This window comes from Burkholderia sp. NLJ2 (assembly GCF_049487195.1).
Taxonomy (GTDB): domain Bacteria; phylum Pseudomonadota; class Gammaproteobacteria; order Burkholderiales; family Burkholderiaceae; genus Burkholderia; species Burkholderia pyrrocinia.
Genome location: NZ_CP137810.1, coordinates 1,962,478 through 1,987,362, shown reverse-complemented (window position 1 = coordinate 1,987,362; position 24,885 = coordinate 1,962,478). Strand labels below are relative to the sequence as shown.

General features: G+C 66.6%; 22 protein-coding genes. 9 read left to right on the top strand and 13 right to left on the bottom strand.

Annotation, left to right across the window (positions count from 1 at the left end; genetic code table 11):
- Positions 1–287: 287 nt before the first annotated feature.
- Positions 288–1,031 carry an SDR family oxidoreductase gene (locus R9B84_RS31260; RefSeq protein WP_423763519.1) on the bottom strand — a complete coding sequence of 248 codons (744 nt, stop codon included), beginning with the start codon at positions 1,029–1,031 and terminating at the stop codon, positions 288–290.
- A 316-nt stretch (positions 1,032–1,347) separates the two neighbouring features.
- On the opposite strand from R9B84_RS31260, the gene R9B84_RS31255 reads away from it, so the two are divergent.
- Positions 1,348–1,731 carry a hypothetical protein gene (locus R9B84_RS31255; protein ID WP_423761315.1) on the top strand — a complete coding sequence of 128 codons (384 nt, stop codon included), beginning with the start codon at positions 1,348–1,350 and terminating at the stop codon, positions 1,729–1,731.
- 163 nt (positions 1,732–1,894) lie between these two features.
- On the opposite strand, the gene R9B84_RS31250 is transcribed toward R9B84_RS31255, so the two are convergent.
- Positions 1,895–2,353 carry a hypothetical protein gene (locus R9B84_RS31250; RefSeq protein WP_423761314.1) on the bottom strand — a complete coding sequence of 153 codons (459 nt, stop codon included), beginning with the start codon at positions 2,351–2,353 and terminating at the stop codon, positions 1,895–1,897.
- A gap of 621 nt (positions 2,354–2,974) precedes the next feature.
- On the opposite strand from R9B84_RS31250, the gene R9B84_RS31245 reads away from it, so the two are divergent.
- A complete protein-coding gene (locus R9B84_RS31245) occupies positions 2,975–4,273 on the top strand; it encodes an NAD(P)/FAD-dependent oxidoreductase (RefSeq protein WP_423761313.1) in 1,299 nt (432 codons plus the stop codon).
- 311 nt (positions 4,274–4,584) lie between these two features.
- On the opposite strand, the gene R9B84_RS31240 is transcribed toward R9B84_RS31245, so the two are convergent.
- From R9B84_RS31240 to R9B84_RS31220, 5 genes are all read right to left on the bottom strand, one after another.
- A complete protein-coding gene (locus tag R9B84_RS31240) occupies positions 4,585–4,959 on the bottom strand; it encodes a copper resistance CopC family protein (protein WP_423761312.1) in 375 nt (124 codons plus the stop codon).
- Between the two features lie 2 nt (positions 4,960–4,961).
- Positions 4,962–5,897 (bottom strand): hypothetical protein, encoded by a 936-nt coding sequence (locus tag R9B84_RS31235; protein ID WP_423761311.1) that lies wholly within the window; start codon positions 5,895–5,897, stop codon positions 4,962–4,964.
- Between the two features lie 104 nt (positions 5,898–6,001).
- Positions 6,002–6,382 (bottom strand): DUF2946 domain-containing protein, encoded by a 381-nt coding sequence (locus R9B84_RS31230; RefSeq protein WP_423761310.1) that lies wholly within the window; start codon positions 6,380–6,382, stop codon positions 6,002–6,004.
- A gap of 267 nt (positions 6,383–6,649) precedes the next feature.
- Complete coding sequence (locus tag R9B84_RS31225) at positions 6,650–7,879, bottom strand: cyanate transporter (protein WP_423761309.1); 1,230 nt, start codon at positions 7,877–7,879, stop codon at positions 6,650–6,652.
- Positions 7,880–8,076: 197 nt separating this feature from the next.
- Complete coding sequence (locus R9B84_RS31220) at positions 8,077–8,934, bottom strand: helix-turn-helix transcriptional regulator (RefSeq protein WP_423761308.1); 858 nt, start codon at positions 8,932–8,934, stop codon at positions 8,077–8,079.
- Positions 8,935–9,029: 95 nt separating this feature from the next.
- Here R9B84_RS31220 and R9B84_RS31215 point away from each other — a divergent pair, with 95 nt between their 5' ends.
- The gene (locus R9B84_RS31215; protein WP_423761307.1) at positions 9,030–9,923 is read left to right on the top strand and encodes an SDR family oxidoreductase; all 894 of its coding nucleotides are present in this window, start codon (positions 9,030–9,032) and stop codon (positions 9,921–9,923) included.
- A 60-nt stretch (positions 9,924–9,983) separates the two neighbouring features.
- Here the strand turns inward: R9B84_RS31215 and R9B84_RS31210 are convergent, their stop codons facing one another.
- Positions 9,984–10,973: a zinc-dependent alcohol dehydrogenase family protein gene (locus R9B84_RS31210; RefSeq protein ID WP_423761306.1), complete on the bottom strand. Its 990-nt coding sequence runs from the start codon at positions 10,971–10,973 to the stop codon at positions 9,984–9,986.
- A 271-nt stretch (positions 10,974–11,244) separates the two neighbouring features.
- On the opposite strand from R9B84_RS31210, the gene R9B84_RS31205 reads away from it, so the two are divergent.
- The gene (locus tag R9B84_RS31205) at positions 11,245–14,241 is read left to right on the top strand and encodes an amino acid adenylation domain-containing protein (RefSeq protein WP_423761305.1); all 2,997 of its coding nucleotides are present in this window, start codon (positions 11,245–11,247) and stop codon (positions 14,239–14,241) included.
- A 109-nt stretch (positions 14,242–14,350) separates the two neighbouring features.
- On the opposite strand, the gene R9B84_RS31200 is transcribed toward R9B84_RS31205, so the two are convergent.
- The 4 genes from R9B84_RS31200 to R9B84_RS31185 all read right to left on the bottom strand — a co-directional run bounded on the left by R9B84_RS31200 (position 14,351) and on the right by R9B84_RS31185 (position 18,088).
- On the bottom strand, positions 14,351–15,253 hold the full coding sequence (locus R9B84_RS31200; protein ID WP_423761304.1) for a LysR family transcriptional regulator: 903 nt from the start codon (positions 15,251–15,253) through the stop codon (positions 14,351–14,353).
- Positions 15,254–15,343: 90 nt separating this feature from the next.
- Complete coding sequence (locus R9B84_RS31195; protein ID WP_423761303.1) at positions 15,344–16,723, bottom strand: FAD-containing oxidoreductase; 1,380 nt, start codon at positions 16,721–16,723, stop codon at positions 15,344–15,346.
- A 276-nt stretch (positions 16,724–16,999) separates the two neighbouring features.
- A complete protein-coding gene (locus tag R9B84_RS31190) occupies positions 17,000–17,575 on the bottom strand; it encodes a hypothetical protein (protein WP_423761302.1) in 576 nt (191 codons plus the stop codon).
- Positions 17,576–17,623: 48 nt separating this feature from the next.
- Positions 17,624–18,088, bottom strand: coding sequence for a GNAT family N-acetyltransferase (locus R9B84_RS31185; RefSeq protein WP_423761301.1), 465 nt, complete (start codon positions 18,086–18,088; stop codon positions 17,624–17,626).
- A gap of 151 nt (positions 18,089–18,239) precedes the next feature.
- Between R9B84_RS31185 and R9B84_RS31180 the strand changes: the two genes are divergently transcribed.
- The 5 genes from R9B84_RS31180 (at position 18,240) to R9B84_RS31160 (ending at position 24,317) form a co-directional block, all read left to right on the top strand.
- A complete protein-coding gene (locus R9B84_RS31180) occupies positions 18,240–18,878 on the top strand; it encodes a LysE family translocator (protein WP_043179179.1) in 639 nt (212 codons plus the stop codon).
- Between the two features lie 345 nt (positions 18,879–19,223).
- Positions 19,224–19,997, top strand: a complete 774-nt coding sequence (locus tag R9B84_RS31175; RefSeq protein WP_423761300.1) for a DUF3348 domain-containing protein — start codon at positions 19,224–19,226, stop codon at positions 19,995–19,997.
- Positions 19,998–20,007: 10 nt separating this feature from the next.
- Positions 20,008–23,055 (top strand): DUF802 domain-containing protein, encoded by a 3,048-nt coding sequence (locus tag R9B84_RS31170; RefSeq protein ID WP_423761299.1) that lies wholly within the window; start codon positions 20,008–20,010, stop codon positions 23,053–23,055.
- A 3-nt stretch (positions 23,056–23,058) separates the two neighbouring features.
- On the top strand, positions 23,059–23,703 hold the full coding sequence (locus R9B84_RS31165) for an OmpA family protein (RefSeq protein WP_423761298.1): 645 nt from the start codon (positions 23,059–23,061) through the stop codon (positions 23,701–23,703).
- Positions 23,700–24,317 (top strand): DUF2894 domain-containing protein, encoded by a 618-nt coding sequence (locus R9B84_RS31160; protein ID WP_423761297.1) that lies wholly within the window; start codon positions 23,700–23,702, stop codon positions 24,315–24,317. The genes R9B84_RS31165 and R9B84_RS31160 overlap by 4 nt, the downstream gene beginning before the upstream one ends.
- A 33-nt stretch (positions 24,318–24,350) precedes the next feature.
- On the opposite strand, the gene R9B84_RS31155 is transcribed toward R9B84_RS31160, so the two are convergent.
- Complete coding sequence (locus R9B84_RS31155) at positions 24,351–24,854, bottom strand: DM13 domain-containing protein (RefSeq protein ID WP_423761296.1); 504 nt, start codon at positions 24,852–24,854, stop codon at positions 24,351–24,353.
- Positions 24,855–24,885: the final 31 nt, after the last annotated feature.

Below are 24,885 nucleotides of genomic sequence, written 5' to 3'. Positions count from 1 at the left end.
GCTGTCGGGCGGCCTCTCGCGTTCGTCGTTACTGCTTCGGCAATCGACTTCGTTCATGGCGTTGCCTGGCTTATGTGATGCCGACAAGACGCGACGAGCCGCGACGAGCCGCGGCTCGTCGCAAACGCGAAGCGCCCCGTCGTTTGCCGGCGGGGCCCGGTTGCCATGCAGCTGCGAAGGTCAGCGACGGTAGATTAACGCCGGGTCGGTCGATTCGCCGGCCTGGAAATCGTACGTGCCGACATGCCTGAATCCCGGGTGACATCAAGCCGACGCGTCGCTGCCCGCTAACCGGCGATCGTCGCGGTCGGACGCACGACGATCTCGTTCACATCCACCTCGGCCGGCTGCGCGATCGCATACGCAATTGCCGCTGCAATCGCTTCCGGTTCGAGCGCAATGCTGCGGTACTTCGTCATCGCTTCGGCGGCGACCGGGTCCGTGATCGTGTCGGCCAGTTCGGACGTGACGACACCCGGACAAATGCTCGTGACGCGCAGCTTGTCGTTCTCCTGCCGCAGGCCGTCGGAGATCGCGCGCACCGCATACTTCGTGGCGCAATAGACGGCCGCCGTCGGCGACACCCGCAACCCGCCGATCGACGACACGTTGACGATCTGGCCGAAACCCTGGCGATTCATCACCGGCAGTGCGGCCGCGATGCCATACAGCACGCCCTTGATGTTGACGTCGACCATGCGGTCCCACTCGTCGACTTTCAGCGACGCCATCGGCGAGAGCGGCATGACGCCCGCGTTGTTGACGATGACGTCGATACGTCCGTACTCGGCGAGCGCGGCGTCGACGAAGGCGACGCTGTCGTTGCGCTGCGTGACGTCGAGCGCGCGCCAGGCCGCGGTGCCGCCATGGGCGCGAATGTCGTCGGCGAGGGCGGCAAGGCGTTCGGTGCGACGCGCGCCGAGCATCAGGCGCGCACCGCGCTCGCCCAGATGGCGGGCGGTGGCCTCGCCGATTCCGCTGCTCGCGCCGGTGATCAGGATCACTTTCTGTTCGATGTTGTGGCGGGTCATTTTTTCCGTTCCTCGGGTCGGGATGAAGAACCGACAGCATCGCGCGGAAGCGGGCGCCGGCGTTATCCTGCGAGTCCGCATCTCTTGCACGATTCTCCGAGAATGCACGGGGCACGATCCGGCGCGCGATCGGGTATGCGACTCCCGAATCATGGAAAAAAATTCGTTGATCCTGCAGCCCGGCGAAAGGTGTCGGCGCTCGCCTGGCCCGGCCATCGTGACGAACCGGAATCCCGGTACGGCAATCATGCGGATGCCGATGGTTGACCGCCGACGGACATGCTAGGATTTCTCTCAAACAACTCCGGAGACTGCTATGCCGTTCATCTGCGAAAACGTTGAATGTCGTGCCGTACTGGCTCGCGGGCAGGTCAGGCCCAAGCAAGAGGACGAAGGGTGGTGCTTCTACTGCCCGGACTGCAATGCCAGGAACGCGTTGAAGGATATCGGTGTACCTGGCGGTCCGGTCGAGTTGGCTCAGCCGGAACGATCCGGCCTTCCGCACAAGGTCATCGCAACGGCCCGACCCCTGGAGGACGGCAGATACGCAGCGCAATTGCGCGTTCAGCGGGCACTCGGCGTGAAAGGAACGTACGCGGCCGAAGAGCACTGGGATCAGCTTGGCGTGTTCCCGGACCCGCAAGAGGCCGTCGCGCATGCGAAGTCTTTCGCAACGGACCTGCTGGAACGAACGGCGTAGTCGCGAGCGGTACGCCGGATTGCGCGATACCTGGCCATGCGCGGATCGGTACGGGAGGCCCACGACCGTGGGTCCGCGCGACAACCTGGTGCTGCGCGGCGCGCGCAAACGGGTACCGCATCTCGCTGCATACCCCGCCAAACCAGAGGTGACTAACCTCGCTTCATGCAGCACCACCGGCAGCGAGCTTGACGAATAGTCTGGCTGCTTCGTTGCCTTGGGACAAAGCGCGCAGTGCAAGGGCGAGCGCCAGCTGTGCGTCGTGAGTGGCCGCGCTTCGATCCTGCTCGAAGAGTTTGACGGCGTGGCGCATATGCTGCGCCGCTTGCATGTGAAGCTCGACGGCCGCCGCATGAAGTTTTGCCACGTCCGCGGCACTTGCTGCCGAGCCGGTCGATGATGGCGTTGCCGATGGCGTATTGGCACCGTGCGCGCCGGCGTCGTGTGCCTGATCGATCGCATGCAACGTGTGACCGTGAGCCATCATCGCCTGATGTGCGGCGTGGGCGAAGTCCTTGCCGTCCTCGAAATGCCGCGACGCCTCGCGGTGATAGCGCGCGGCCTGCTCGTGGTGCGACGCCGCGGCTTCCAGATGCCCTTTCTTGCTGTGCTTCGCGTTCATGCCGGCTCCAGTGCAATTTCATGACTGACTCGGATGGCGACCGATTCGAAGACACGGTGGCAGGTCGCAACGACGTTCTAATCTACACGCACTTGCGCCATGTGTGGCATTTGCGTGTCGCGAGGCATCGGCATCGCGTGCGGCCTGTTTTTGCAGCGGGTTGTTGGGGTGACCAATGCGTATTGGCCCGCGCCGACAACACATCGGCGAGGCACTCAAGTTTTTTTGGGTCGTGCGGAAAAGCGGGCGACCAGGCACAAGGTCGCCGGCCGTGCCTGTTCGGCCACGGGGTGGATCCGCAGCCAGCAACGGCCACTCGTGCGCCGATCCGGAACGTCCGCTTCTGCTTGCACGCGCGCCCATTGCACGAACGCGCAGACTGTTCGCGATGGCAAAATAGTACTATCGGTCAGGGCACGCTGTCTGAAACCTGTCGGACTGCTTGCAATTGCGTCGAACAGGAAAAAAATGCCGAGCCGGGCCACTGAATCTCCGTGCGCCCCTTCGGCGGTTTCGCACGCCAGACAGTCAAGCACCTCCCAACAACACGATGATTCCCGAAATCAGCCATCGCATTTTTGCTTTGGTCCATGAATACGCCCTTATTTGGAAGCGAGCGCAATGAACTCATCGAAATGCGATTCGAGCCGGCCTGACGTGCTGATCATCGGCGGCGGGCCCGCCGGTGCGACGGCGGCGGCCTTCCTGACGATGAAAGGACGCGACGTCGTGCTCGTGGAGAAGGAAGCCCATCCGCGCTTCCATATCGGCGAAAGCCTGCTGCCCCGTAACCTCGACATATTCGAGCGGCTCGGTGTTCTGGATCAGGTACGCGAGATCGGTGTCCATAAGCCGGGTGCAGAGTTCGTCTCGGACCGTACGGGTCGCAGCTGCGCGTTTCCGTTCGAAAACGCACTGAATCGAGACCGTACGCACGCGTGGCAAGTACGGCGTGCGGACCTCGATGCGTTGTTGTTCAGACACGCCGCCGCGTGCGGGGCCGAGTGTGTCGAGCGTACTCGTGTCACGAAAATCGAGCTGGACGATGCCGGCGGACGTCACGTCGTGTCCGCGCAAGACGAATCGGGCGCCACCCGCGAATGGTATCCGCGCTACGTGCTCGACGCTTCGGGTCGCGATACGTTTCTCGCGTCGCGGATGAAGGTCAAGACCTCGAACAAATACAACAACACGGCGGCCGTTTATGCGCATTTCACTGGCGTAGAGCGTCGTGAAGGCGAACTCGCGGGCTACATCAGCATTCATCTTGCGGAGGATGGCTGGTTCTGGCTGATCCCGCTACCCGATCACACGATGAGCATTGGCTTTGTCGGCGATCAATCGGCGTGGAAGGGGCGCAACGGAACGCCGACTGATCTGCTGACCGAGCGTATCGCTTCGAGCCCGACCGTCGCGGCTCGCACGCAAGGCGCACAGCGCGTATCGGACGTCTACAGCACGGCGAATTACAGCTATCGCGCGCGCGAGGGCAACGGTAACGGTTTTCTGATGATCGGCGATGCGTACGGATTCGTTGATCCGATGTTCTCGACAGGCGTATTGATGGCGATGACTGGCGGAGAACTCGGCGCGGAGGCCGCCCACGTCTGGCTCGACGATCCGGTGCGAGGAAAGAAGCTTGCGCAGGCAGCCAACCAGGAACTGTCGGAGGCGATGGATCGGATCAGTTGGCTGATCTATCGAGTGAACGATCCTGTCATGCGTACGCTGTTCATGGCACCGTCCAATCGCTTGTGGATGCGAGACGGCATCGTCAATCTGCTGGCAGGCAATCTCCGGGGGAGCTGGCGCGCCGCACTGCCGGTGATGTGCTTCAAGGTCGTGTATCACGTGCTCTCGGCACTGCACCGCCGTGGCGTCGAGATTGCGCTGCCGGAGATGCCCGCGCCCGGAACCTGATCGGTCTGGATACCCGGGCCCGCTCGGTAGCGACCGCTTGCCGATTGCATATCGGCCATTGCCGAAAGCATCGGCGACGGACCGCAACAGGTCGTCAAGCGGCGTCCACCACAATCGACGCAGCATTCCTTGCATCGGCGAGCCGGTTGCCGGAAACGAAGAAGGGGCGTCGCGCGCTCGTGCGCGACGCCCCTTCGCGTTTGCCTGCGGGTGCGACCGGGCGCGTTTTCAGTTGCAGATGTCGAACGAGAAATACTTGTTCGCGACTGCTACTGCTACTGCGATCGATGCATGAACCGTCGCCAGGTTCATTACTTCACCTTGAACGAATAGTCGCCGTGTGTGCGGTGTCCGTCCGACGCGACTGCGACCCAACGCACCGTGTACGTGTCGGGCGGCAGCATTGGCAGCGCGACATGTATCGACTTCCTGTCGTTCGGATCGACTTCGGCCTTGGCAGTATTCATCTGTTTGCCATTCGAATTGCTGACGTTCAGCGAACTGAACGCGGGTTCGAGGGGGCCGTCGAACTCGATCGCCACGCTTGCCGGCGCCGCCACTTCGGCGCCCGCCGACGGTGACTGATGGTGCGGAAACACATGCGCGAATGCCATCGACGCGATCGAGATACCGGTAGCGATGGCTGCTGCGCGCAAGCCGTGACGAAGTCGCTTGAGTGCTGGCATGGCTATTCCCCTTTGCCGAACAATGGCTTGCCAAGCGAGCGGGGCATCACGTCGTCCAGAAACAGGTGTGCCTGAAACAGGACGCCAACCCCCTTTCCGCTTGCCTGGTTGACCGGGATGACCGCTTCGGCGCCAAACTGGCCCCATCGGTTGACCCAGAGCAGGCCGGGATTGATGCTGCCGGTCGTATGTCCCGAACAGGGGCCGCCTGTACAGGTGCTCATCGGGAACTCGACGACCGGGATCAGGTTGCTGAACGGTGCCTTGAGCCCCACGTCCTGCACGACATTCTGCAGATACGGCAGGCTGTATTGCACGGTGACACCCCAGCTCAACGAATCCGGATCGGCGTTGTTCATCGTCAGGCGTGGACCGATGGTCCCGGTGATCGCGAGCGGCTTCAGGTACTTCAGGCTATCCGGAAAATCGCCGAATCCCTTGCCGACGTATAGCGTCGGCGTGATCGCCGAGTGTGCATCGGCGATCGACCTCGATCCGGTGCCGCCCAGTTCCGCAACCGCGCCAACGGAGGCCATCAACTCGTGTTTTTCGTTGACGTAGAAGCGGTATTTGGCACCGATCGCGAAGTTGTCGAATCCGCGGGCCGAACCGCCATTCGGCGCGTTGACGTTGACGTAGGTTCCCACCACGGACAGGGCGAAACTGGGCGTGATCAGTTTGTCCCACTCGAGCGTCGTCGTGTTGGTGTTCTGCTCGTCGCCATCGTCGGTCAGCGATTTGACATGGCCGAATTCGAGATTGACTTCGTCGCCGACACCGGGGTCGTCGACCGCCATCGTCGCCGGGAAAACCCGGTTGCCGGCGATCGCGTGCGCCGATGCAAGCGATGGAAACAGAAGCGGGATGGCGATAGTGGCCGCAGCAATGAGGGCCGCAAGCATCGGCATACTGCCGCGTGCAGGAATGAGGGTGCGCATGATTTGATCCTTGCGAGAGGCGCTAATGTGCTCGCGAGCCTGTCAAAGGACGCGCGAGGACATGGCGATGCAATGACACCTGCATCGCCGTCGGGCTGACTCGATCAGGATGAAAACGGGGGCGCACGCGGCTGGGCCGCAGTGAAGTGGAAAACGCTGTGGGGTGTCCGAAACGCTGGCGACGACGCGGGATGAATCGGCCAATCCGTCGGCACGAACCCCGAGGTCCCGCCCAGTAATGCGGGCATGTCGGCAAGCAGCCCGCAGTACGCGCATGCCTGCCAGTGGACCGCCTTCTCCGGCAGCGACACGTGATCGGGGCCCGCAACGTCCGCGCCGTTCCGCGCGGTACAGAACGCCCCGGATACAGCGTCGAACTGATGCTCGGACCAGAGGCTTTGCGATATCGTCGGCGCGAGCGCCGCCATCAGGATTGCAAGCAATCCCAGGATGCTGCCTATCCTCCTGCGAAACAGGGCTGACATGATTTTGGTGGAATCGCACGCTCGTCGGCACGTTGCGGGGAGTATGGCATAGGCACCGGACGGTCCAGATGGGGAAGTTCCCTACTTAGGTGTGGGCATCGGGAGGTGCTTCGCGCCTGTTCGGACTAGTCGCCGGCGTCTGCCTTTGCAGCGTGCGACCGGCTGCCTGGGGTCGACAAGCGACATCTGCGGCAACCCGCGAAGCACGTCCTGCATCGACGACATCGCCTGAAGCGGCCGGCGATCGTCCCGATCAGGGAATGCGGTTCAGTGAACGGCGCCGGTGATGCGCGCCATGCTGCGCCGGTAGCCGGCGGGCGAGAACGCGGCGTTCAGCGCGGCCATCGCCACGATCACGGCGATATGCATCCACCACGCGATCGCGAAGCCGCTGCCCGCGTCGCGCAGCCAGCCGATCAGCCAGGGGCTCGCCGCGACGGTCAGGAAACCGACGCCCTGCACGAAGGCCGCGAGCGCGCCCGCGAGCCGCGCGTCGGGCAGGTGGTCGAGCGTGACGATCAGGCTCATCGAGAAGAAGCCGCCGAGACCGAGGCCGGCGCACGCGACCCAGAACCACGGCGCGGCCGCGGGCAGCGTGGCGAACCCGGCGAAACCGGCCGCCTGCAGCGCGAGCGTGAGCCACAGCACGTTGCGACGGTCGGGCGAACGTTTCGCCAACATCGGCATCGCGAGCGCGCCGATCGCCTGGAACAGCGCCATCCACGCGAGCAGGTTGCCGCTCGCCTGCGGGCTCATGCCGACGCTGCGGTAGAACGCGGGCAGCCACGCGACGAGGCTCGCGTAGCCGCTGTTGCTGAGGCCGAAGAACAGCGCGAGCTGCCATGCGCGCGGAATGCGTGCGAACGCGGTGATCGGCGCCGAGGCGGCCGTCGCATGCACGGCGTCGCGCGGCGCTTTCGTGCGCCACAGCGCGAGCGTGACGAGCGCGGGCACGGCCCATACGGCGAGCGCGAGATGCCAGCCGCCGTGCGCCGCGAGCCACGGCGCCGCGACCGCGCCGAATGCGCCGCCGCCGACCAGCGCGGCCGAATAGAGGCCCATCGCGAGCGGCAGCCGGTCGACGAACCAGCGTTTCGCGAGGCCGGGCACGAGCGCCTGGACGACGGCAACCCCGGCGCCTGCGACGATCGCGGTCGCGATCAGGCCCGCGCTGCCGCCGGTCCACAGGCGCGCCGTGCAGCCGGCCGCGATCAGCGCCAGCGCGGCAGTCAACGCGCGTTTCTCACCGAAGTGCCGCGCGAGTCCGACGCCGACCCCGGCGACGACGCCCATCAGCACGAACGGCAACGTGGTCAGCAGCGCGGCCGCGCGAAAACCGAGGCCCGTGTCGGTGCGCACGACGTCGAGCACAGGGCCGAACGCGGTCAGGAACGGACGCAGGTTGAGGCCGGCCAGCACCAGCAGCGCCAGTGCGCCATAGGACACGGAAGCCGCGTGCGGGCGGTGGACGGCTTGCGCGGTGCCGGGGTCGGTCATCGGGATGCTCCAAGGGGGCCGGTGGCCCAAAGATGCGATGCCGAAAGGGTAAGCGCGCGCTACACCAGGTGAAAATTAAATATTCGACTGGGAATCAGTGCGGATTACGATGGGTCGACGCGGGATGGCGGGGACGGATGGGCGCGGCTGACGCGGCGCGGGGCCGGCCGTTGTCGCGCGTTTCGGTGGGGGCGTCGTTACGCGGCCGACGCGTGTTCCGTGCCGGCTTTTTCGCGCGCCGCAACCAGCGTCCGGACGCGTGCGCGATCGGCGGCAGTCTCCGGCGTGAAAATCACGAGCGTCAGGTCGGGCCGGCCGTTTACCGCGAACGCCGAGTATTCGAGCGCGATCCGCCCGACGGCCGGATGGCGGATCTCCTTGGTGCCTTCTTCATGTGCCCGGATATCGTGGTCGCGCCACAGCGCGTCGAACTCGGCACTGGTCGCGCGCATCTCGTCGACGAACGCCTGCACGGATTGTGTCGCGCCGCCGCGTGCGACATCGGCGCGAAATGCACCCACTGCGAATCGCGCGACCTGTTTCCAGTTCGACTGCGCATCGCGCACGCGCGGATCGACGAAGATCAGCCGCAGGATGTTGCGCCGTTCGGGCGGCAGCGTCGCGTAGTCGGTCAGCGTCGCGGCCGCCGCGTGGTTCCATGCAACGACGTCCCATGTCGCCGAGCGCACGATCGCGGGGCTCGCTTCGAGCGAATCGAGCACGTGCTGCAGGCGTGGCGTCACGCTGTCGGTCGCGTGGTAGCGCACTTCGGGCGGATGGCCGACGCCGATCAGGAACAGGTGCTCGCGTTCTGCTTCGTTCAACAGCAGCGCACTCGCGAGCCGGTCGAGCACGTCGGCCGACGGCGCGCCGCCGCGCCCCTGTTCGAGCCACGTGTACCACGCGGCGCTCACGTGCGCGCGCTGCGCGACTTCCTCACGGCGCAAACCCGGCGTGCGGCGGCGCGTGACGGGCAGGCCGAGCGCGGCCGGGTCGAGTTTCTCGCGGCGATCCCGAAGGTACGCGCCGAGCAGGTTGTCGGGTCCGTCTGCCATAGCCTGTTAGTTCGTTTACCGGTAAACCGTCACGTCTTCACCGCGAGCGGCCGTCGACAGATAGTAATCCTCCATTCCATCCGGAGGTGCTGAACATGCGTGTCTTTGTCACTGGAGCATCGGGATTCGTCGGCTCCGCCGTCGTTGCCGAACTCATTGCCGCCGGGCATTCGGTGCTCGGTCTTGCCAGGTCCGATGCGGCCGCCGCGTCGGTTGCGGCGGCCGGCGCGGATGTGCTGAGCGGGTCGCTGGAGGATCTCGACAGCCTGACGCGCGGCACCGACGCCGCCGATGCGGTGATTCACGCGGGATTCAATCACGACTTCTCGCGCTTCGCGCAGAACTGCGAACTCGACCGCCGCGCGATCGAGACGATCGGTGCGGCGCTTGCGGGCTCGGCGCGGCCACTGGTTGTCACGTCGGGCCTCGCGCTCGTCGCGCCCGGTCGCGCGGCGACCGAGGACGATCCGCACGTGGCGGTGTCGCCGAGCTATCCGCGTGCGTCCGAAGCCACTGCGGTCGCGCTCGAAGCGCGCGGCGTGCATGCGTCGGTCGTGCGCCTGCCGCCGTCCGTGCACGGCGACGGCGATCACGCGTTCGTGCCGCACCTGATCGCCGTCGCGCGGGAGAAGGGCGTATCGGCCTATCTCGGCGACGGCGACAATCGCTGGCCGGCCGTGCACCGGCTCGACGCGGCACGCGTGTACCGGCTCGCGATCGAACGCGGCGCGGCGGGCGGGCGCTATCACGCGGTCGACGATACGGGTGTGCCGTTCCGCGAGATCGCGGAGGTGATCGGCCGGCGACTGAACGTGCCGGTCGTCGCGAAATCGGCGGCGGAAGCGGGCGAGCACTTCGGCTGGTTCGCGATGTTCGCGGGGATGGATGCGCCCGCAACCAGCGAGCGTACGCGTGCATCGCTCGACTGGGCGCCGACGCAGCCGGGGTTGCTGGCCGATATCGACCGCCCGCGGTATTTCGAGGTCTGACGAGCAGGCGGGGCGTGCCGTCGTTTGCAACCGGCCCGCCCGCCGCCCGCCGTCCGTCGCTCAGACCGTGACGACGATCTTCCCGACCTGCGCGCCGGCTTCCATGTACCGATGCGCTTCGACGATGTCGTCGAACGCGAACGTGCGGTCGATCAGCGGCTTCAGCGAGCCGGTCGCGAGCCCGTCGACGATGAAGCGTTTTGCGCGTTCGAGCCGCTGCGCGTCGCCGGTGATCTCGAACAGCTCGTAGCCGCGCAGCGTCAGGTGGCGCGCGAGCAGGTCCATCACCGGCACCGGGATGTCGCGCGTGTCGAGCGCGCCGTACTGGAAGAACGTGCCGTCGGTGCGCAGCGCGCGCAGCAGGTTCGCCGCGTCGGGGCCGCCGACCGGATCGAACACGATGCGTGCGCCGATGCCGCCCGTCATCTCCGCCACCTGCTGCGGCAGATCCGCGGGACTGCCGACGATCACGTGCTTCGCGCCCGCATCGAGCAGCGCCTGGCGCTTCGCTTCGCCGCGCGTCAGCGCGATCGGCACCGCGCCGATGGCGTTCGCGACCTGGATCGCCGCCTGCCCGACACTGCTCGACGCGGCGCCGATCAGCACCGCGTCGCCGCGCTGCAGCCCGCCGAGTTCGATCAGCGCGCCGTAGGCCGTGACGAACATCATCCATGTCGCGGCCGCTTCCTCGAACGACAGGCTGTCCGGGTGCTTGACGACCGCATGCGCGGGCACGTTGACCACGTCGCCGTACATCCCGTAATCGGCGAACGAGAAGGCCGGCACGACGCTCACCGCGTCGCCCTCGGCGAACGCCGTTACGTTGCGGCCGACCGCCGCGACGACGCCCGATGCTTCATAGCCGAGCGACGCGGGAAAGCGCGGCATGATCGTGTATTCGCCGCTGCGGTACATGATTTCCGCGCGATTGAGGCCGATCGCCTTCACGCGCAACTGGATTTCGTCGGGGCCCGGCGCGGGCACGTCGACGTTGTCGATCTGCAGCACGTCGGGGCCACCGATGCGATGGAAACGAACGATACGGGACATGGATTGCTCCTTCGATGAACGGGTGTCGATGAAGGAGCACTGTAGGCGGGTGCCCGTGCCGGATAAACGCGCGGCCGATTCATTGATTGTTATCCGGCGAATAACAATCGGCTGTGTGCCGTAGCGGACCCGGTACATCGTCGAATGCTTCGTCAAGCGCATCAAACAACGTCGTCGTTTCGCGATGCGTGATGACCCGCGCATGAAATTGCTTTTTGTTTGTCGCCGCCTATATTGAGATCTGTTGTTTTCGATATGAGGAATAAAAACGATGATCACTCAATCGAACGTGCTCGGAAAATTTCAAATGCGGGCGGCCCTCGGGGGACACAGGCCGGCCGTGGTCTCGGCGCACGAAAGCGTGAGTTACGAGGCGCTGGACCGTTTGAGCGACGCGGTTGCCGGCGCATTGCAGGAACGGGGAATCAAACGCGGCGGCCTGGTGCCGATCGAGGCGGCGCGCAACGCCGACTTCATTGCCGGCATCCTCGGCATCCTGAAAGCAGGTGCGACGTATGTGCCGATCGACGACCGCTATCCGGATACCCGCAAGGACTACATTCTTCGGCAATGCAATGCCGAGCTCGTGTTGACGACCCGCGCGACGCCGCGGAACGCGACCGTCCCGTTCGCTTGCGTGGCCGACCTGTGTGCGCGGCAACCCGAGGAACAGGACGACGTGCGCGCGATGCGACATGTCGATGCGCCGGACGGCGCGATCTACGTGATCTTCACGTCCGGTTCCACCGGTGCGCCGAAAGGCGTGATGGTCGAACACGGCGCCGTGGCGGCACTCGTCGATTGGCACAATGCGCGCTTTGCGATGAACGCCGAAAGCCGGACGACGCTGATGGCCGGCCTCGGCTTCGACGTGTCGCAGTGGGAAATCTGGTCGGCCCTCTCGGCGGGCGCGACGCTGTTTCTACCGGACGACGAAACGCGCTTCGATGCCGATGCGCTGGTGGGTTTCTTCGCCCGTCACCGGATCACGCATGCGTACGTGCCCACCGTGATGGTTGCCGATGTGGTGGGTGTCGGGCAGCCTGCGGATCTGATGCTGAAATACCTGTTCACGGCCGGCGAAAAGCTTGGCCCGATCGATACCGGCGCGATTGATTACACGGTAATTGATTACTACGGTCCGACCGAGGCGACGATCTTCGCGACGTGTCAGGTTGTCCCGAGCGCGGCGCTCGGCCTTCCGGATTCGATCGGGCGGCCCATCGACGGAACGGAGATCCTGATCCTGAACGACGCTCGGGAAACGGTGACGGGCGACGACGTCGGCGAGATCTGCATTGGCGGGCGAGGACTGGCCCGCGGCTACCTGGGCAACCCGTCGTTGACTGCCGAGAAATTCCGTCCGCACCCGCAGCGTCCGGGCCAGACCATCTATCGCACCGGCGACCTCGGGCGCTGGCTGAACGATGGCTCGATCCAGTTCCTCGGGCGACTGGACGATCAGGTCAAGATCAGGGGCAATCTGGTCGAACTGAGCGAGATTCACGCCGCGCTCGTCCGATCCGGCGTGGTACGCAAGGCCGTGGTGCTGGCGCTGTCCAACGCTGCCGGAACCGGGAAGGAACTCGTCGCGTTTGTCGTGCCGCGCGATTCCGTCGCGCCGCCCGAGCATGTCGTCGATGCGCTCAAGGCAAGCGTCCGGCACATCCTGCCCGATTACATGTGGCCCGTCAGCTACGTGCTGCTGGACGACGTGCCGATCACGGTGAACGGCAAGACCGACCGAGCCGAGCTTGAACAGCGTTACCGTGCGGAGCAGCGCAACCGGACGGAGCGGGAACCGTACACCTCCGCCGAGCAGATCGTCGCAGATGCATTCGTCGCGTTGATCGGCCATGCGTCCTTCCGCAAGACCGACAATTTTTTCGACATCGGCGGAAATTCGCTGCTGACCGCGAAGCTCGCCAGGGCCTTGTCGAATGCGGCGGGAACGAAGATGCTGATCCGGGATGTCTACGAGCACCAATCGGTGGAACAGCTTGCACGCGAGATCGAGCGGCGTGTCGCGACAGTGGCGCCAGAGATCGAACGCGAGCCGGTTTATGTGCTGGCGAATGATATCCGCGTGCCGGAGCAGGCGGATTTCGGCCGCTCCTTCGACGCGGCACTGCTGGCGCATCCACGCAAGATCCTGCTGACCGGGGCCACGGGATTTGTCGGGGTCCACTTGCTGGCCGAACTGCTCGCGACGACGTCGGCGGTGGTGCATTGCCTGGTGCGTGCGGAGAACGCCGCTGCGGGGGGCGCGCGGATCGAGGAGAAACTGCGCGCCTACGAGTTGAACCCCGAGCCGGACGAGCGATCCCGCATCCACGTGTGGGCTGGCGATATCACTCAGTCGTGCTTTGGAATGAACGAGCACGACTACGCGGAACTGGCAGACGAAATCGACCTGGTTTACCACTCCGCGGGCGCGGTCAATTTCATCCAGCCCTATTCGTACATGAAGAAGATCAATGTGGACGGCATGACGGAGGTCCTCGCTTTCGCCGGGTGCCGGCGAACCAAGGCGCTGATCCTGCTGTCGACGATCTCGGTGTACAGCTGGGGGCATCGTTTCACCGGCAAGACGATGATGACCGAAGCGGACGACATCGATCAGAACCTGCCGGCGGTGCTCGAGGACATCGGCTATACGCGCAGCAAATGGGTGATGGAGAAAATGGCCGATCTGGCAGAGCAGCGCGGCCTGCCGTTGATGACCTTTCGGCTGGGATACGCGACGTTTCACAGCGTGACCGGCGTGAGCGCGGATTATCAATGGTGGGGGCGGCTGGTGAAGACGTGCATTGCGCTCGGTACCGTGCCGGACCTGCACGACCTGCGGGAAGGGCTGACGACCGTCGATTACATGACGAAGGCGCTGGCGCGGATTTCGCGTGACCCGGCAGCACTGGGGCGGAAATTCAATCTGATCAATTCGCCCGAGACCAACCTGACGCTCAGGGAATTCTTCTCGAGGCTGGAACGCTACTTCGGCATGCGGTTTCGGGTCGTGCCGTTCCGTGCATGGCTCGATGCGTGGAAATCGGATGTCGACGCACCGCTCTATCCGCTATTGAGCCTGTTCGACGACAACATTCGCGACGGCATGAGTACCGCCGAGCTCTACCAGAGCAATTACGTGTGGGACTGCCGCAATGCGATCGAATTTCTCGAGGGCAGCGGGATCGAGCAGCCGGCATTTTCCCGGGAGCAGCTGGCGCGGTACCTGGAGCGATCGCTCGGTTACCGCGTCGCGAAGTGAGGCATGCAACGCGGTCGCGTGGAAGATGCGCCCGGACTTTCGTCCGGAGCAGTCCGGCTGCAAGCGAATCGTCATCCTCGACCGCGTTCGCGCAGGTTCATGATCCGTTCTACGCCGGATAGCGGCGCGCGATCAGCTCGGTGAGCCAGTCGATGAACGCGCGCACCTTGTCGGGCAGATGCGCGCGGTTCGGGTACAGCACGGAAATCGGCTTCGGCACGGCCGGCACACCGGGCAGCAGTTCGATCAACTGGCCCGAGTCGATGCTCGGCTGCAGCGCGGGCCGCAATGCATGCACGATGCCGAGGCCGGCGAGCCCGCAGGACAGCAGCGCTTCCGAATTGTCCGTGAGGAGGCTGCTCGCGAGCTTCACGGCAACGGTTTCGCCGTGCGGGCGAAATGTCCATTCGAGCACCTTGCGATTGCGGCCGGTAAAGAAGTTGATCGCACGATGCGCGCGCAGATCGTCGAGCGTGCGCGGCAAACCGTGGCGGGAAATATAGGCGGGCGACGCGCACGTGACCATCGGCACGGCGCCGACCGTGCGCGCGACCATGCTCGAATCCTTCAGCGTACCGACCCGCACGACACAGTCGATGCCTTCGCCGATCAGGTCGGCCGGCTGGTCGCTCGCGCCGAGCACGAGCTCGATCTGCGGATAGCGTTGCTGGAAGTCGGGCAGCGCCGGAATGACGACCGTCTTCGCGAGCGCGAGCGCGATGTCGAGCCGCAGCCGGCCCTTCGGCACCGCGCGCTGCCTGGGAAACGACGCGAACGCGTCGTCGATGCTGCCGAGCAATTGCACACAGCGCGCATAGAACGCCTCGCCTTCGGCGGTCACGCTGACACGGCGCGTGCTGCGGTTCAGCAGCCGGATGCCGAGTTCCTGTTCGAGTTGCTGCACGGCTTTCGTGACGGCCGGCCGATGCAGTTGCAGCGCGTCGGCGGCCTGCGTGAAGTTGCCGCGTTCGACGATCTGTACGTAGATCTGCATCGTTTGCAGGCGGTCCATGGCGTTCCCGGGTGTCGTGGCGAGCGGCCATCTTCGCACACCGCCCGACACTCGCGCGACACCCGTTCGCGGCCGCCTGGCCATCGCGCGTCATTCGACCGGATGCAGATCCTGCAGCAGCGTCGGCACGAGTTCCGACACGGTCGGGTGGATGTGCATCGCGCGGCTGATCGTCGTGTACGGCGCGCCCGCGGCCATCACGTCGAGCATCGCGTGCACGACCTCGTCGCCCGTCACGCCGAGGATCGACGCGCCGAGGATCGCGTGGCTGTCCGCGTCGACGATCACCTTCATGAAGCCCTGGCTTTCGCCTTTTTCGACCGCGCGACCGACACGCGTCATCGGGCGCGTGCCGACGAGCAGCCTGCGGCCCGTCTGCTTCGCTTCCGCGAGCGTCATGCCGACGCGGCCGAGCGGCGGATCGATATACATCGCGTATGCCGTGATGCGGTCGGTCACCTTGCGCGGATCGTCGTCGAGCAGGTTGGCCGCGACGATCTCGTAGTCGTTGTACGCGGTGTGCGTGAACGCGCCGCGCCCGTTGCAGTCGCCGAGCGCCCAGATGCCGGGCACGTTCGTGCGCAACTGCTCGTCGACGGTGATATAGCCGCGCGCATCGGTCGCGACACCCGCGCGGTCGAGCCCGAGATCGTCGGTGTTCGGCACGCGGCCGACCGCGAGCAGCAGGTGCGAGCCCGCGACCTCGCGGCCGCCGCCTGCGCAATCGAGGCCGATCACGATGCCGTTGCCGTCGCGCCGCGCGCTCAGGCAGTTCGCGTCGAGCTGCACGTCGATCCCTTCGTTTTCGAGGATCTCGCGCACGGCTTGCGACACGTCGTCGTCCTCGCGGCGGATCAGGCGCGAGCCCTTCTCGACGATCGTGACCTTCGACCCGAAGCGGCGATACATCTGGCCGAATTCGAGCCCGACGTAGCTGCCGCCGACGATCACGAGATGCTCGGGCAGGAAGTCGACGTCCATCATCGTCGAGTTGGTCAGGTACGGCACCGAGTCGAGGCCCGGCATCGGCGGCACCTGCGCGCGTCCGCCGACGTTGATGAAGATGCGTCCCGCTTCGAGCAGTTCGTCGCCCACGCGCACCGCGTCGGCGCTCTCGAATCGCGCATGCCCCTGGAATACGGTGGTGTTCGCGAGGCCGCGCACCCATTGTTCGACGCCGTGGTTCGAGCGGCCGGAGATCTGGTCCTTGCGCGCCTTCACGGCTTTCATGTCGACGGTGACGGGGCCGCCGACCGACACACCGTATTCGCCGGCGCGCCGCGCGATCTGCGCGGCATACGCGCTCGCGATCAGTGTCTTGGTCGGGATGCAGCCGGTGTTCACGCAGGTGCCGCCGAAGCGGCCGCGTTCGACGATCGCGACTTTCAACCCGGCGGCGGACAGCCGCGCGGCGAGCGGCGGGCCGGCTTGCCCGGTGCCGATGACGATCGCATCGAAGTGTTGCGTCATGACGTCCTCCTGCGCGGGTTTTACGACGGAAGGCGTGCGGGCGAGCCGCGTGCGGCGGCCGCGCACGGTCGCGCGACGGCGAGCGCTTATGGTAGTCCTGTTGGCGTGTGGCTGCGAGCGCCTAAAGGGCGAGAAGGGCGCGAAGGGCGGGGAGGGCGAGGCGTCGGCGAGCGCGAGGGACTGGCCGTGCGTCGGTGCGCGCGGGAGGCTGCTGGCGCGACGCAATCGCTTGCGGTCCGCTCCACCGGTCGCGTCAGTCCATGCGTTGCGCCGCCGTCAGTCCTTGCGTTTCCATTGACCGAACGAGACCGGCCGGTGCGCGTCGGCGCGCGTGACGGTGACGTGGTCGGGCTTGTCGTCGAGCGGAAACGATTCGGTGACGATCTGGTTCGAAAATACCCAGCCGCGCGTGCGCGGGTCGTAGCGGAACGTCACGTAGTCGGTCCAGTGCTGCCCGCACGCGACGAAGTTCTGCACGGTGAAATAGCGGCCTTTTACCGAGAGGCCGTTAGCGGCGTCTTCGGGATCGAACGGATCGCACTGGCCGCCTTCGTTCGCGCGCAGGACGACCTGGTCGTTGCGCGCGGCGAGCCGGAACGCGTGGTCGGGCTGTTCCTCGTAGATCAGCAGCGGGCGCGGCGAAGGCTGCTCGCGCGTATCGACCGCACGATGCACGACGACGAGAAAGCTGTGCCGCCCGTTGCCGAGATCGGGCCCGGCTTGCGCGAGCAGCGGCTGGTAGCCGGGCGGCAGTTGCGTCTCGATCGACTTCGGCAGGGCGTCGGCGCGGGCGCCGGCGGGCAGTGCCGCAAGCAGCGGGAGCAGCAGGAGGGACAAGCGGAGAACGCGCATGGCGAAGTGTCCGGTCGAAAGGGGAAGGGGCTTGACGGCCGCGCAGGGTTACAGCTCGCGCCCGAGAAACTCGGTGCCCGGCACCGGATTGAATGCGACGGGCGGCGCGGGCGTGAAGCCGAGCGATGCATACAATTGCCTTGCAGCGACGAATTCGGGCAGCACGTCGAGGCACATGCGCGCATAGCCGGCCGCCTTCGCGTCGCGCAGCAGCCGTTCGACGAGCTGGCGACCGACGTTCAATCCGCGCGCTTCGGGCCGGACATACACACGCTTCATCTCGCAGGTCGCCGTGTCGATTTCGCGAAACGCCGCGCAGCCGACCACGCGATCGCCGTTCCACGCGAGCAGCAGCAACCCGCGCGGCGCCGCGTATTGGCCGGGCAGCGCGGCGATCTCGGGCTCGTAGTCCTGGAATTCGAGGCTGACGGTGGGGCTGGCGATGTACTCGCGGAAGATCGCCTCGACGACGCGGGCGTCGTCGGGATAACGGGCGGCGCGGATCTCGATCATGGGCGGCGGCGCGGGATGACGGGAAAGAGGGCCAGCATAGCAGCGCGCGGCCGCTTTCGGCCACGCGCGAAGCGTGCCAGAATCGGCGGCTCGACCGTCGGAAACGACACGCAGGCGCCGGCGAATCGGCGTCGCTGACAAGGAGACTTCGATGACTGCATCGGCTGCCGTACTCGCGATCCTGGCCGCGCTGTTTCTCGGCGCGATGATTCCGGGCCCGAGCTTCGTGCTGGTTGCCCGCAATTCGATCGGGCTGTCGCGCCGCGACGGGCTGGCCACCGCGCTCGGCATGGGCATCGGCGGCATCGTGTTCGGCGGCGTCGCGCTGGCCGGGCTCTATACGCTGCTGCAGGCCGTCGAATGGCTGTATGTGGGCCTGAAGGTCGCCGGCGGCGCGTACCTGATCTACATGGCGTCGAAGATCTGGCGCGGCGCCGACCGGCCGATCGCGATGGACGATCCGCAGGCGATGGCCGGCGGCAGCGCGCGCAAGTCGTTCTGGACGGGCCTCACGACCCAGCTCAGCAACCCGAAGACGGCGATCTGGTACGGCAGCATCTTCGCGGCGCTGCTCCCGCAGCATCCGCCGCTGTGGTGCTACCTCGCGCTGCCGCCGCTCGTGTTCGGCGTCGAATTCGGCTGGTACACGATCGTCGCGCTGTGCTTCTCGACGCGCCGGCCGCGCGAGCTCTACCTGCGTGCGAAGAAGTGGGTCGACCGCGTCGCGGCCGGCGCGATCACGCTGCTCGGGCTGCGGCTGATCCTGAACGCACCGAAAGCGGGGATCTGACCGCTTCCATTCCCGGTCTGCATCGCACGGCGGCCGACCATTCCCGTGGTCGGCCGCCGGAGCGAATCATCCGAACCGCGCACCACGCTTCCGGAAACCGCGAGTCGTCCGGAAACGCCTTCTTTTTCCTCATGACGCACCGGGCGAGGCTCCCGGCTTCCCGATCCCGGCAGCTCGCCGAGCCGCACCCGACGGCATTTCCGGCCACCCGCCACCGCCCGCGGAGCCTTGCGCGGCGGGCGTTCGCGTGTGTCGCCCGGTGCGCCGGACCGCGCCGCTTCCCCGATTCTGGCGGTCGACCTCCCGGCGACGTGTAAACTGCTGCCTTTTTTGACGGTTTGCAGCATGGTGCACGCTTCCCCGCGCCCGGCATTGAGCGGCCCGACGCTCGTCCGGCTGCTCGCGCGCCTGGCCGATGCCGACGTCGCGGAATCCCCGCAGACGCTGTCTGACCGGCTGAGCCAGTGGCTGGGCTGGACCGACGCGATCACGCTGTCGTCCGCGTTGACCGCGAGCCCGCCCGGCGTCGCGGCCGGCGTGCGCGGCCACGACGCGGAGCGCGACTGTGCGCGCGTGCGCCACGATCTCGCGCAGGCGATCACGGCCACCAACCGGCCGCGTATGCGGCGCCGGCCCGGCGATATGCCACCACCGGCCGCCGACACGGCCGATTTCGCGGACTTCCGCCAGCGTTATCTGTCCCTGCAGCAGGAGATGGAAACGGCGATCGGCCAGTTGCGCGGCCGCCTGCGGGTCGCGCTCGCCGCGCGCTCGTCCGGGATGGCGCGGCTCGCGACGCTCGACGCGATCATGGAGCGCGTGCTCGGCGCGCGCGAGCGCAGCCTGCTGTCGGCCGTGCCCGCGCTGCTCGGCACGCGCTTCGGGCGGCTGCGCGACGCGGAACGGCAGGCGCTGGCCGATGCCGAATCCGCCGCTGCATCCGACCCGGCCGGTACGGCTGACGACGGCGCGGTTGCCGACGGCGCGGCCGTCGTGGCGATCGTGCCCGGCGCATGGCTCGACACGTTTCGCGACGAGATGCAAAGCATCCTGCTCGCCGAACTCGAGGTCCGGTTTCAAACGGTAGACGGGCTGCTCGCGGCCCTTCGTACCAGCTAATCAACACGCTATGTCCAGAATTCGCATTGATCTCGTTGTCTTCGTCGCCGGTCTGCTCGCAGTGGGCTGGATCGGCGTCGGCTATGTCGCGTCGAATCCGCTGGCGTCGGCCGTCACGCTGCTGATCGGCGCGTGTTACGTCGCCGGCGCATGGGAACTGCTGCGCTACAAGCAGGCGACCGCCACGCTGTCGCGCGCGGTCGCGGGCCTGACCGAGCCGCCCGCGAAGCTCGACGCGTGGCTCGACACGCTGCCCCCGGGCCTGCGCGGCGCCGTGCGGGCACGTGTCGATGGCGCGCGCGTCGCGCTGCCGGGCCCGGCGCTCACGCCTTACCTCGTCGGCCTGCTGGTGCTGCTCGGCATGCTCGGCACGCTGCTCGGGATGGTCGTGACGCTGAAGGGCACGGGCGCCGCGCTCGAAAGCGCGACCGATCTCGATGCGATCCGCGCATCGTTGATCGCGCCGGTGAAGGGCCTCGGCTTCGCGTTCGGCACGTCGATTGCGGGCGTCGCGACGTCCGCGATGCTCGGGCTGCTGTCCGCGCTCGTGCGCCGCGAGCGGATCGACGTAGCGCAGCAGCTCGACGCGAAGATCGCGACGACGCTGCGCGTGCATTCGTCCGCGCACCAGCGCGACGAATCGTTCCGGCTGCTGCAGCGCCAGGCCGACGTGATGCCGGCGCTGGTCGACCGGCTGCAGACGATGATGATGACGCTCGAGGCGCGCAGCGTCGCGCTGCACGATCGCCAGCTCGAAAGCCAGCAGGCGTTTTTCGACCGGACCGAGCGCGCGTATGCGGGCCTCGCGTCGAACGTCGGCGACGCGCTGAAGGAAAGCGCCGCCGAAAGCGCGCGCGTGGCCGGTGCCGCGCTGCAGCCGGTCGTCGCGGCGACGATGACGGGGCTCGCGCAGGAGATGGCCGCGCTGCGCGACACCGTGACGGGCGCCGTGCAGCGCCAGCTCGACGGGTTGACGGACGGCTTCGAGAAGACCACCGGCAACGTGACGGCCGTCTGGAACCGCGCGCTCGACGAACAGCGCCGCGCGGGCGACGCGGTCGCGCAGCAACTGCAGACGACGCTCGGCCAGTTCACCGATACGTTCGCGCAGCGTTCGACGGACCTGCTCGACGGCGTCGCGACGCGTCTCGAATCGACCGAAGGCCGCCTGTCGGACGCATGGCGCGAAGCGCTGTCGCGCCAGGAGCAGGTCGGCGAGACGCTGGCCGGCCAGCACGCACGCGCGCTGGGCGAAGCCGCCGCGACGTTCGAGCGCCATTCGGGCGCGACGCTCGCTGCGATGCGCGAGTCGCACGCGGGGCTGCAGACCGAACTGGCGGCGCGCGACGAACAGCGCCTCACCGCGTGGAACGACTCGCTGGCCGCGATGGCCGCGAAGCTCGGCGACGAATGGCAGCGCGCGGGCGTGCATAGCGCGGGCCGTCAGCAGGAAATCTGCGACGCGCTCGCACAAACGACGCGCGACCTCACCACGCAGGCTTCAACTTTCGAGCAGCGTTCGAACGAACTGCTGTCGACGATCCGCGATTCGCACACGGGCCTGCAAACGCAACTGGCTGCACGCGATGAAGAACGTCTGTCTGCGTGGAACGATTCGCTGGCCGCGATGGCGACGAAGCTCGGCGACGAATGGCAACGCGCGGGCGTACACAGCGCGGGCCGTCAGCAGGAAATCTGCGACGCGCTCGCACAAACGACGCGCGACCTCACCACGCAGGCTTCAACCTTCGAGCAGCGTTCGAACGATTTGCTGTCGACGATTCGCGATTCGCATACGGGTCTGCAATCGCAACTTGCCGCACGCGACGAAGAACGTCTGTCGACGTGGAACGATTCGCTGGTCGCGATGGCCGCGAAGCTCGGCGACGAATGGCAGCGCGCGGGCGTGCATAGCGCGGGCCGTCAGCAGGAAATCTGCGATGCACTCGCACACACGACGCGTGATTTGACCGCACAGGCTTCGACGTTCGAGCAGCGTTCGAACGAACTGTTGTCGACGATCCGCGATTCGCACACGGGCCTGCAAACGCAACTGGCCGCGCGCGACGAAGAACGTCTGTCGACGTGGAACGATTCGCTGGCCGCGATGGCCGCGAAGCTCGGCGACGAATGGCAACGCGCAGGCGTACACAGCGCAGGCCGCCAGCAGGAAATCTGCGACGCACTCGCGCAAACGACGCGCGATCTCACCACGCAGGCCGCCACGTTCGAACAACGCTCGAACGATCTGCTGACGACGATCCGCGATTCGCACGCCGGCCTGCAGACGCAACTCGCGGCACGCGACGAACAGCGCCTGTCCGCATGGAACGATTCGCTTGCCGCGATGGCGGCCGCGCTGCGCGACGAATGGGCGCAGACGAGCGCGCAGGCCGCGACGCGCCAGCAGGACATCTGCGACACGCTGGCCCGCACCGCGAACGACATCACCGCGCAGGCGCAGGTGCATGCGAGCGATACGATCAACGAGATCGCGCGCCTCGTGCAGGCCGCGTCGGAAGCGCCGAAGGCCGCGGCCGACGTCGTCGCCGAGCTGCGCCAGCGCCTGTCCGACAGCATGGTGCGCGATACCGCGACGCTCGAGGAACGCAGCCGCCTGCTCGCGACACTCGAAACGCTGCTCGGCGCGGTCAATCACGCGTCGACCGAACAGCGCACCGCGATCGACGCACTCGTCAGCACGTCGGCCGACCTGCTCGATCGCGTCGGCGCGCGCTTCAACGATACCGTCGATGCCGAAACGCGCAAGCTCGATTCGGTGGCCGCGCAGGTCACCGCGGGCGCGGTCGAGGTCGCAAGCCTCGGCGATGCGTTCGGGATGGCCGTGCAGGTGTTCGGCGAGTCGAACGACAAGCTGCTGACCCATCTGCAGCGCATCGAGGCCGCGCTCGAGAAATCGCTCGCGCGCAGCGACGAGCAGCTCGAGTACTACGTCGCGCAGGCGCGCGAGGTGATCGACCTGAGCATGATGTCGCAGAAGCAGATCGTCGAAGACCTGCAGCAGCTCGCCGGCCGGCGGGCACCGGTCGGAGCGTAACGCATGCACGACGAAATCGACGGCGGCGCGCCATCCGCGCCGGTGTGGCCCGCGTTCGCCGACCTGATGTCGGTGCTGCTCGGCGCGTTCGTGCTGATCCTGGTCGGCGTGATCGGCATGCAACTGCAGCTCACGTCGAAGCTCGAGGAAGCCGTGCGTGCGCGCCAGCTCGAAGCGCAGCAGCGCAAGTCGCTCGAACAGGCGCTCGCCGGGCCGCTCGCGGCCGGCCGCGTGACGCTCGTGAACGGGCGCATCGGCATCAGCGGCAACGTGCTGTTCGCGCTGAACTCCGACCAGTTGCAGCCCGCGGGCCGCGACCTGCTGAAGACGCTGGCCGCCCCGTTGGCCGCTTACCTGAAGACGCGCGACGAGATCCTGATGATCAGCGGCTTTGCCGACGACCAGCAGGTGCATACCGGCAACCGCCAGTTCGCGGACAACTGGGAACTGTCGGCCAAGCGCGCGCTGACGGTCACGCGCGCGCTGATCGACGCCGGCGTGCCGGCGGCGTCGGTGTTCGCGGCCGCGTTCGGCTCCGAACAGCCGGTCAGCTCGAATGCGGACGATGAAGGCCGCGCGAAGAATCGCCGCGTGGAGATCGCGCCGGTGCCGCGCAAGAGCGCATCGAACGGAGGGAAGGCGAAGTGACGGAAGACGCGACGCCCGCCCGCGCGACGCTCGACGCATGGCGCGAGCAGGGCGTGGACCGGCTCGATCCCGTGCGCTTTCACCGGATCGACGCGCTCGAACGGCGCGCGGCCGTGCTCGATGGCGACGCGCGCGGATTGCTCGACGCGCGGCTGGCAGCGTTGATCGAAGGCTTCGCGGAGGTCGTCGCGCGGGCCGATGAAGCGAAGGCCGCACGTGACCATGCGGAAGCCACGGCAGGTGCACCCGGGCGCGGTGCGCTTGCGGAACTCGTCGAACGGCTTGCGCGCGATGCGCAGGCCGACCGGCGCGGACTCGATCCCGAGCTGGTCGACTACTTCCGCACGATGTGGTCGAAGGTCCGCACGGAACAGCAGTACCGCCAGTCGCTCGACCAGGTGCCGCGCAATGCGGGGCCGCTCAATTCGAACAGCCTCGTGCACCGGTCGCTGTCGACGATGCGCGAGCTGTCGCCGGAATATCTGCAGCAGTTCCTGTCGTACGTCGATGCGCTCGCGTGGCTCGAGGATCTCGCCGGCGGCGGCGCGCAGCCCGAGAAGGAAGCGCCGCGTGCGAAAACGGTGAAGAAGGGCACGCGGAGCAAGGGTCGGTAGCGCGCGACCACGCGTCGCTGCGGCAGGGGCCGGTTACATCGACACCGAGCCCGACGTCGTTGCGCTTTGATACCGGGCCGCGCTGATGAATTTCGAAAAACGTTCGCACCAGATCACGACCGACGTGTATTGCGCGGGATTCACGTCGGCGGGAAGCGGCACGACGAAATTGCCGAATGTCTTCAGGTCGCCCACGCGCGCGGCACGCGCCTTGATCGCGAGGAACGACGCCTTGGTATCGACGAATTCCGGGACGAGGTAGATCTTGTAGTCGGGCCCCGGTGCGACGTCGCCTTCGAACGCGATCGACGAATCGGTGATCGTCAGCTTGCCGACTGCCCAGTGCAGCGGATCGCTCCCCGGCAGGCCGCGTTCGAAGCGGCCGGTATGGCGTGTGTTTTCGGCGGCCACTTGCAGTTCGACGGCGCTTGCGCCCTCCGATGCCGTCAGGATCGGAAGCACGTAGATGCCCGCGGCGAATGCAACGAGACCCGTCGCGAGATGCGACGCGATCAGTATCCGGATTCTGGTTTTCATGTCGGACCCTTTGAACGAGAACAGAGGGTGG

What these genes read in the sequence shown, in the direction of transcription:
- R9B84_RS31200 (WP_423761304.1), bottom strand. Translation starts at nt 15,253, where the DNA reads ATGGACCGCCTGCAAACGATGCAGATCTACGTACAGATCGTCGAACGC.
- R9B84_RS31195 (WP_423761303.1), bottom strand. Translation starts at nt 16,723, where the DNA reads ATGACGCAACACTTCGATGCGATCGTCATCGGCACCGGGCAAGCCGGC.
- R9B84_RS31170 (WP_423761299.1), top strand. Translation starts at nt 20,008, where the DNA reads ATGTCCAGAATTCGCATTGATCTCGTTGTCTTCGTCGCCGGTCTGCTC.
- R9B84_RS31245 (WP_423761313.1), top strand. Translation starts at nt 2,975, where the DNA reads ATGAACTCATCGAAATGCGATTCGAGCCGGCCTGACGTGCTGATCATC.
- R9B84_RS31255 (WP_423761315.1), top strand. Translation starts at nt 1,348, where the DNA reads ATGCCGTTCATCTGCGAAAACGTTGAATGTCGTGCCGTACTGGCTCGC.
- R9B84_RS31175 (WP_423761300.1), top strand. Translation starts at nt 19,224, where the DNA reads ATGGTGCACGCTTCCCCGCGCCCGGCATTGAGCGGCCCGACGCTCGTC.
- R9B84_RS31240 (WP_423761312.1), bottom strand. Translation starts at nt 4,959, where the DNA reads ATGCCAGCACTCAAGCGACTTCGTCACGGCTTGCGCGCAGCAGCCATC.
- R9B84_RS31250 (WP_423761314.1), bottom strand. Translation starts at nt 2,353, where the DNA reads ATGAACGCGAAGCACAGCAAGAAAGGGCATCTGGAAGCCGCGGCGTCG.
- R9B84_RS31260 (WP_423763519.1), bottom strand. Translation starts at nt 1,031, where the DNA reads ATGACCCGCCACAACATCGAACAGAAAGTGATCCTGATCACCGGCGCG.
- R9B84_RS31225 (WP_423761309.1), bottom strand. Translation starts at nt 7,879, where the DNA reads ATGACCGACCCCGGCACCGCGCAAGCCGTCCACCGCCCGCACGCGGCT.
- R9B84_RS31165 (WP_423761298.1), top strand. Translation starts at nt 23,059, where the DNA reads ATGCACGACGAAATCGACGGCGGCGCGCCATCCGCGCCGGTGTGGCCC.
- R9B84_RS31220 (WP_423761308.1), bottom strand. Translation starts at nt 8,934, where the DNA reads ATGGCAGACGGACCCGACAACCTGCTCGGCGCGTACCTTCGGGATCGC.
- R9B84_RS31190 (WP_423761302.1), bottom strand. Translation starts at nt 17,575, where the DNA reads ATGCGCGTTCTCCGCTTGTCCCTCCTGCTGCTCCCGCTGCTTGCGGCA.
- R9B84_RS31205 (WP_423761305.1), top strand. Translation starts at nt 11,245, where the DNA reads ATGATCACTCAATCGAACGTGCTCGGAAAATTTCAAATGCGGGCGGCC.
- R9B84_RS31210 (WP_423761306.1), bottom strand. Translation starts at nt 10,973, where the DNA reads ATGTCCCGTATCGTTCGTTTCCATCGCATCGGTGGCCCCGACGTGCTG.
- R9B84_RS31155 (WP_423761296.1), bottom strand. Translation starts at nt 24,854, where the DNA reads ATGAAAACCAGAATCCGGATACTGATCGCGTCGCATCTCGCGACGGGT.
- R9B84_RS31235 (WP_423761311.1), bottom strand. Translation starts at nt 5,897, where the DNA reads ATGCGCACCCTCATTCCTGCACGCGGCAGTATGCCGATGCTTGCGGCC.
- R9B84_RS31215 (WP_423761307.1), top strand. Translation starts at nt 9,030, where the DNA reads ATGCGTGTCTTTGTCACTGGAGCATCGGGATTCGTCGGCTCCGCCGTC.
- R9B84_RS31185 (WP_423761301.1), bottom strand. Translation starts at nt 18,088, where the DNA reads ATGATCGAGATCCGCGCCGCCCGTTATCCCGACGACGCCCGCGTCGTC.
- R9B84_RS31230 (WP_423761310.1), bottom strand. Translation starts at nt 6,382, where the DNA reads ATGTCAGCCCTGTTTCGCAGGAGGATAGGCAGCATCCTGGGATTGCTT.
- R9B84_RS31180 (WP_043179179.1), top strand. Translation starts at nt 18,240, where the DNA reads ATGACTGCATCGGCTGCCGTACTCGCGATCCTGGCCGCGCTGTTTCTC.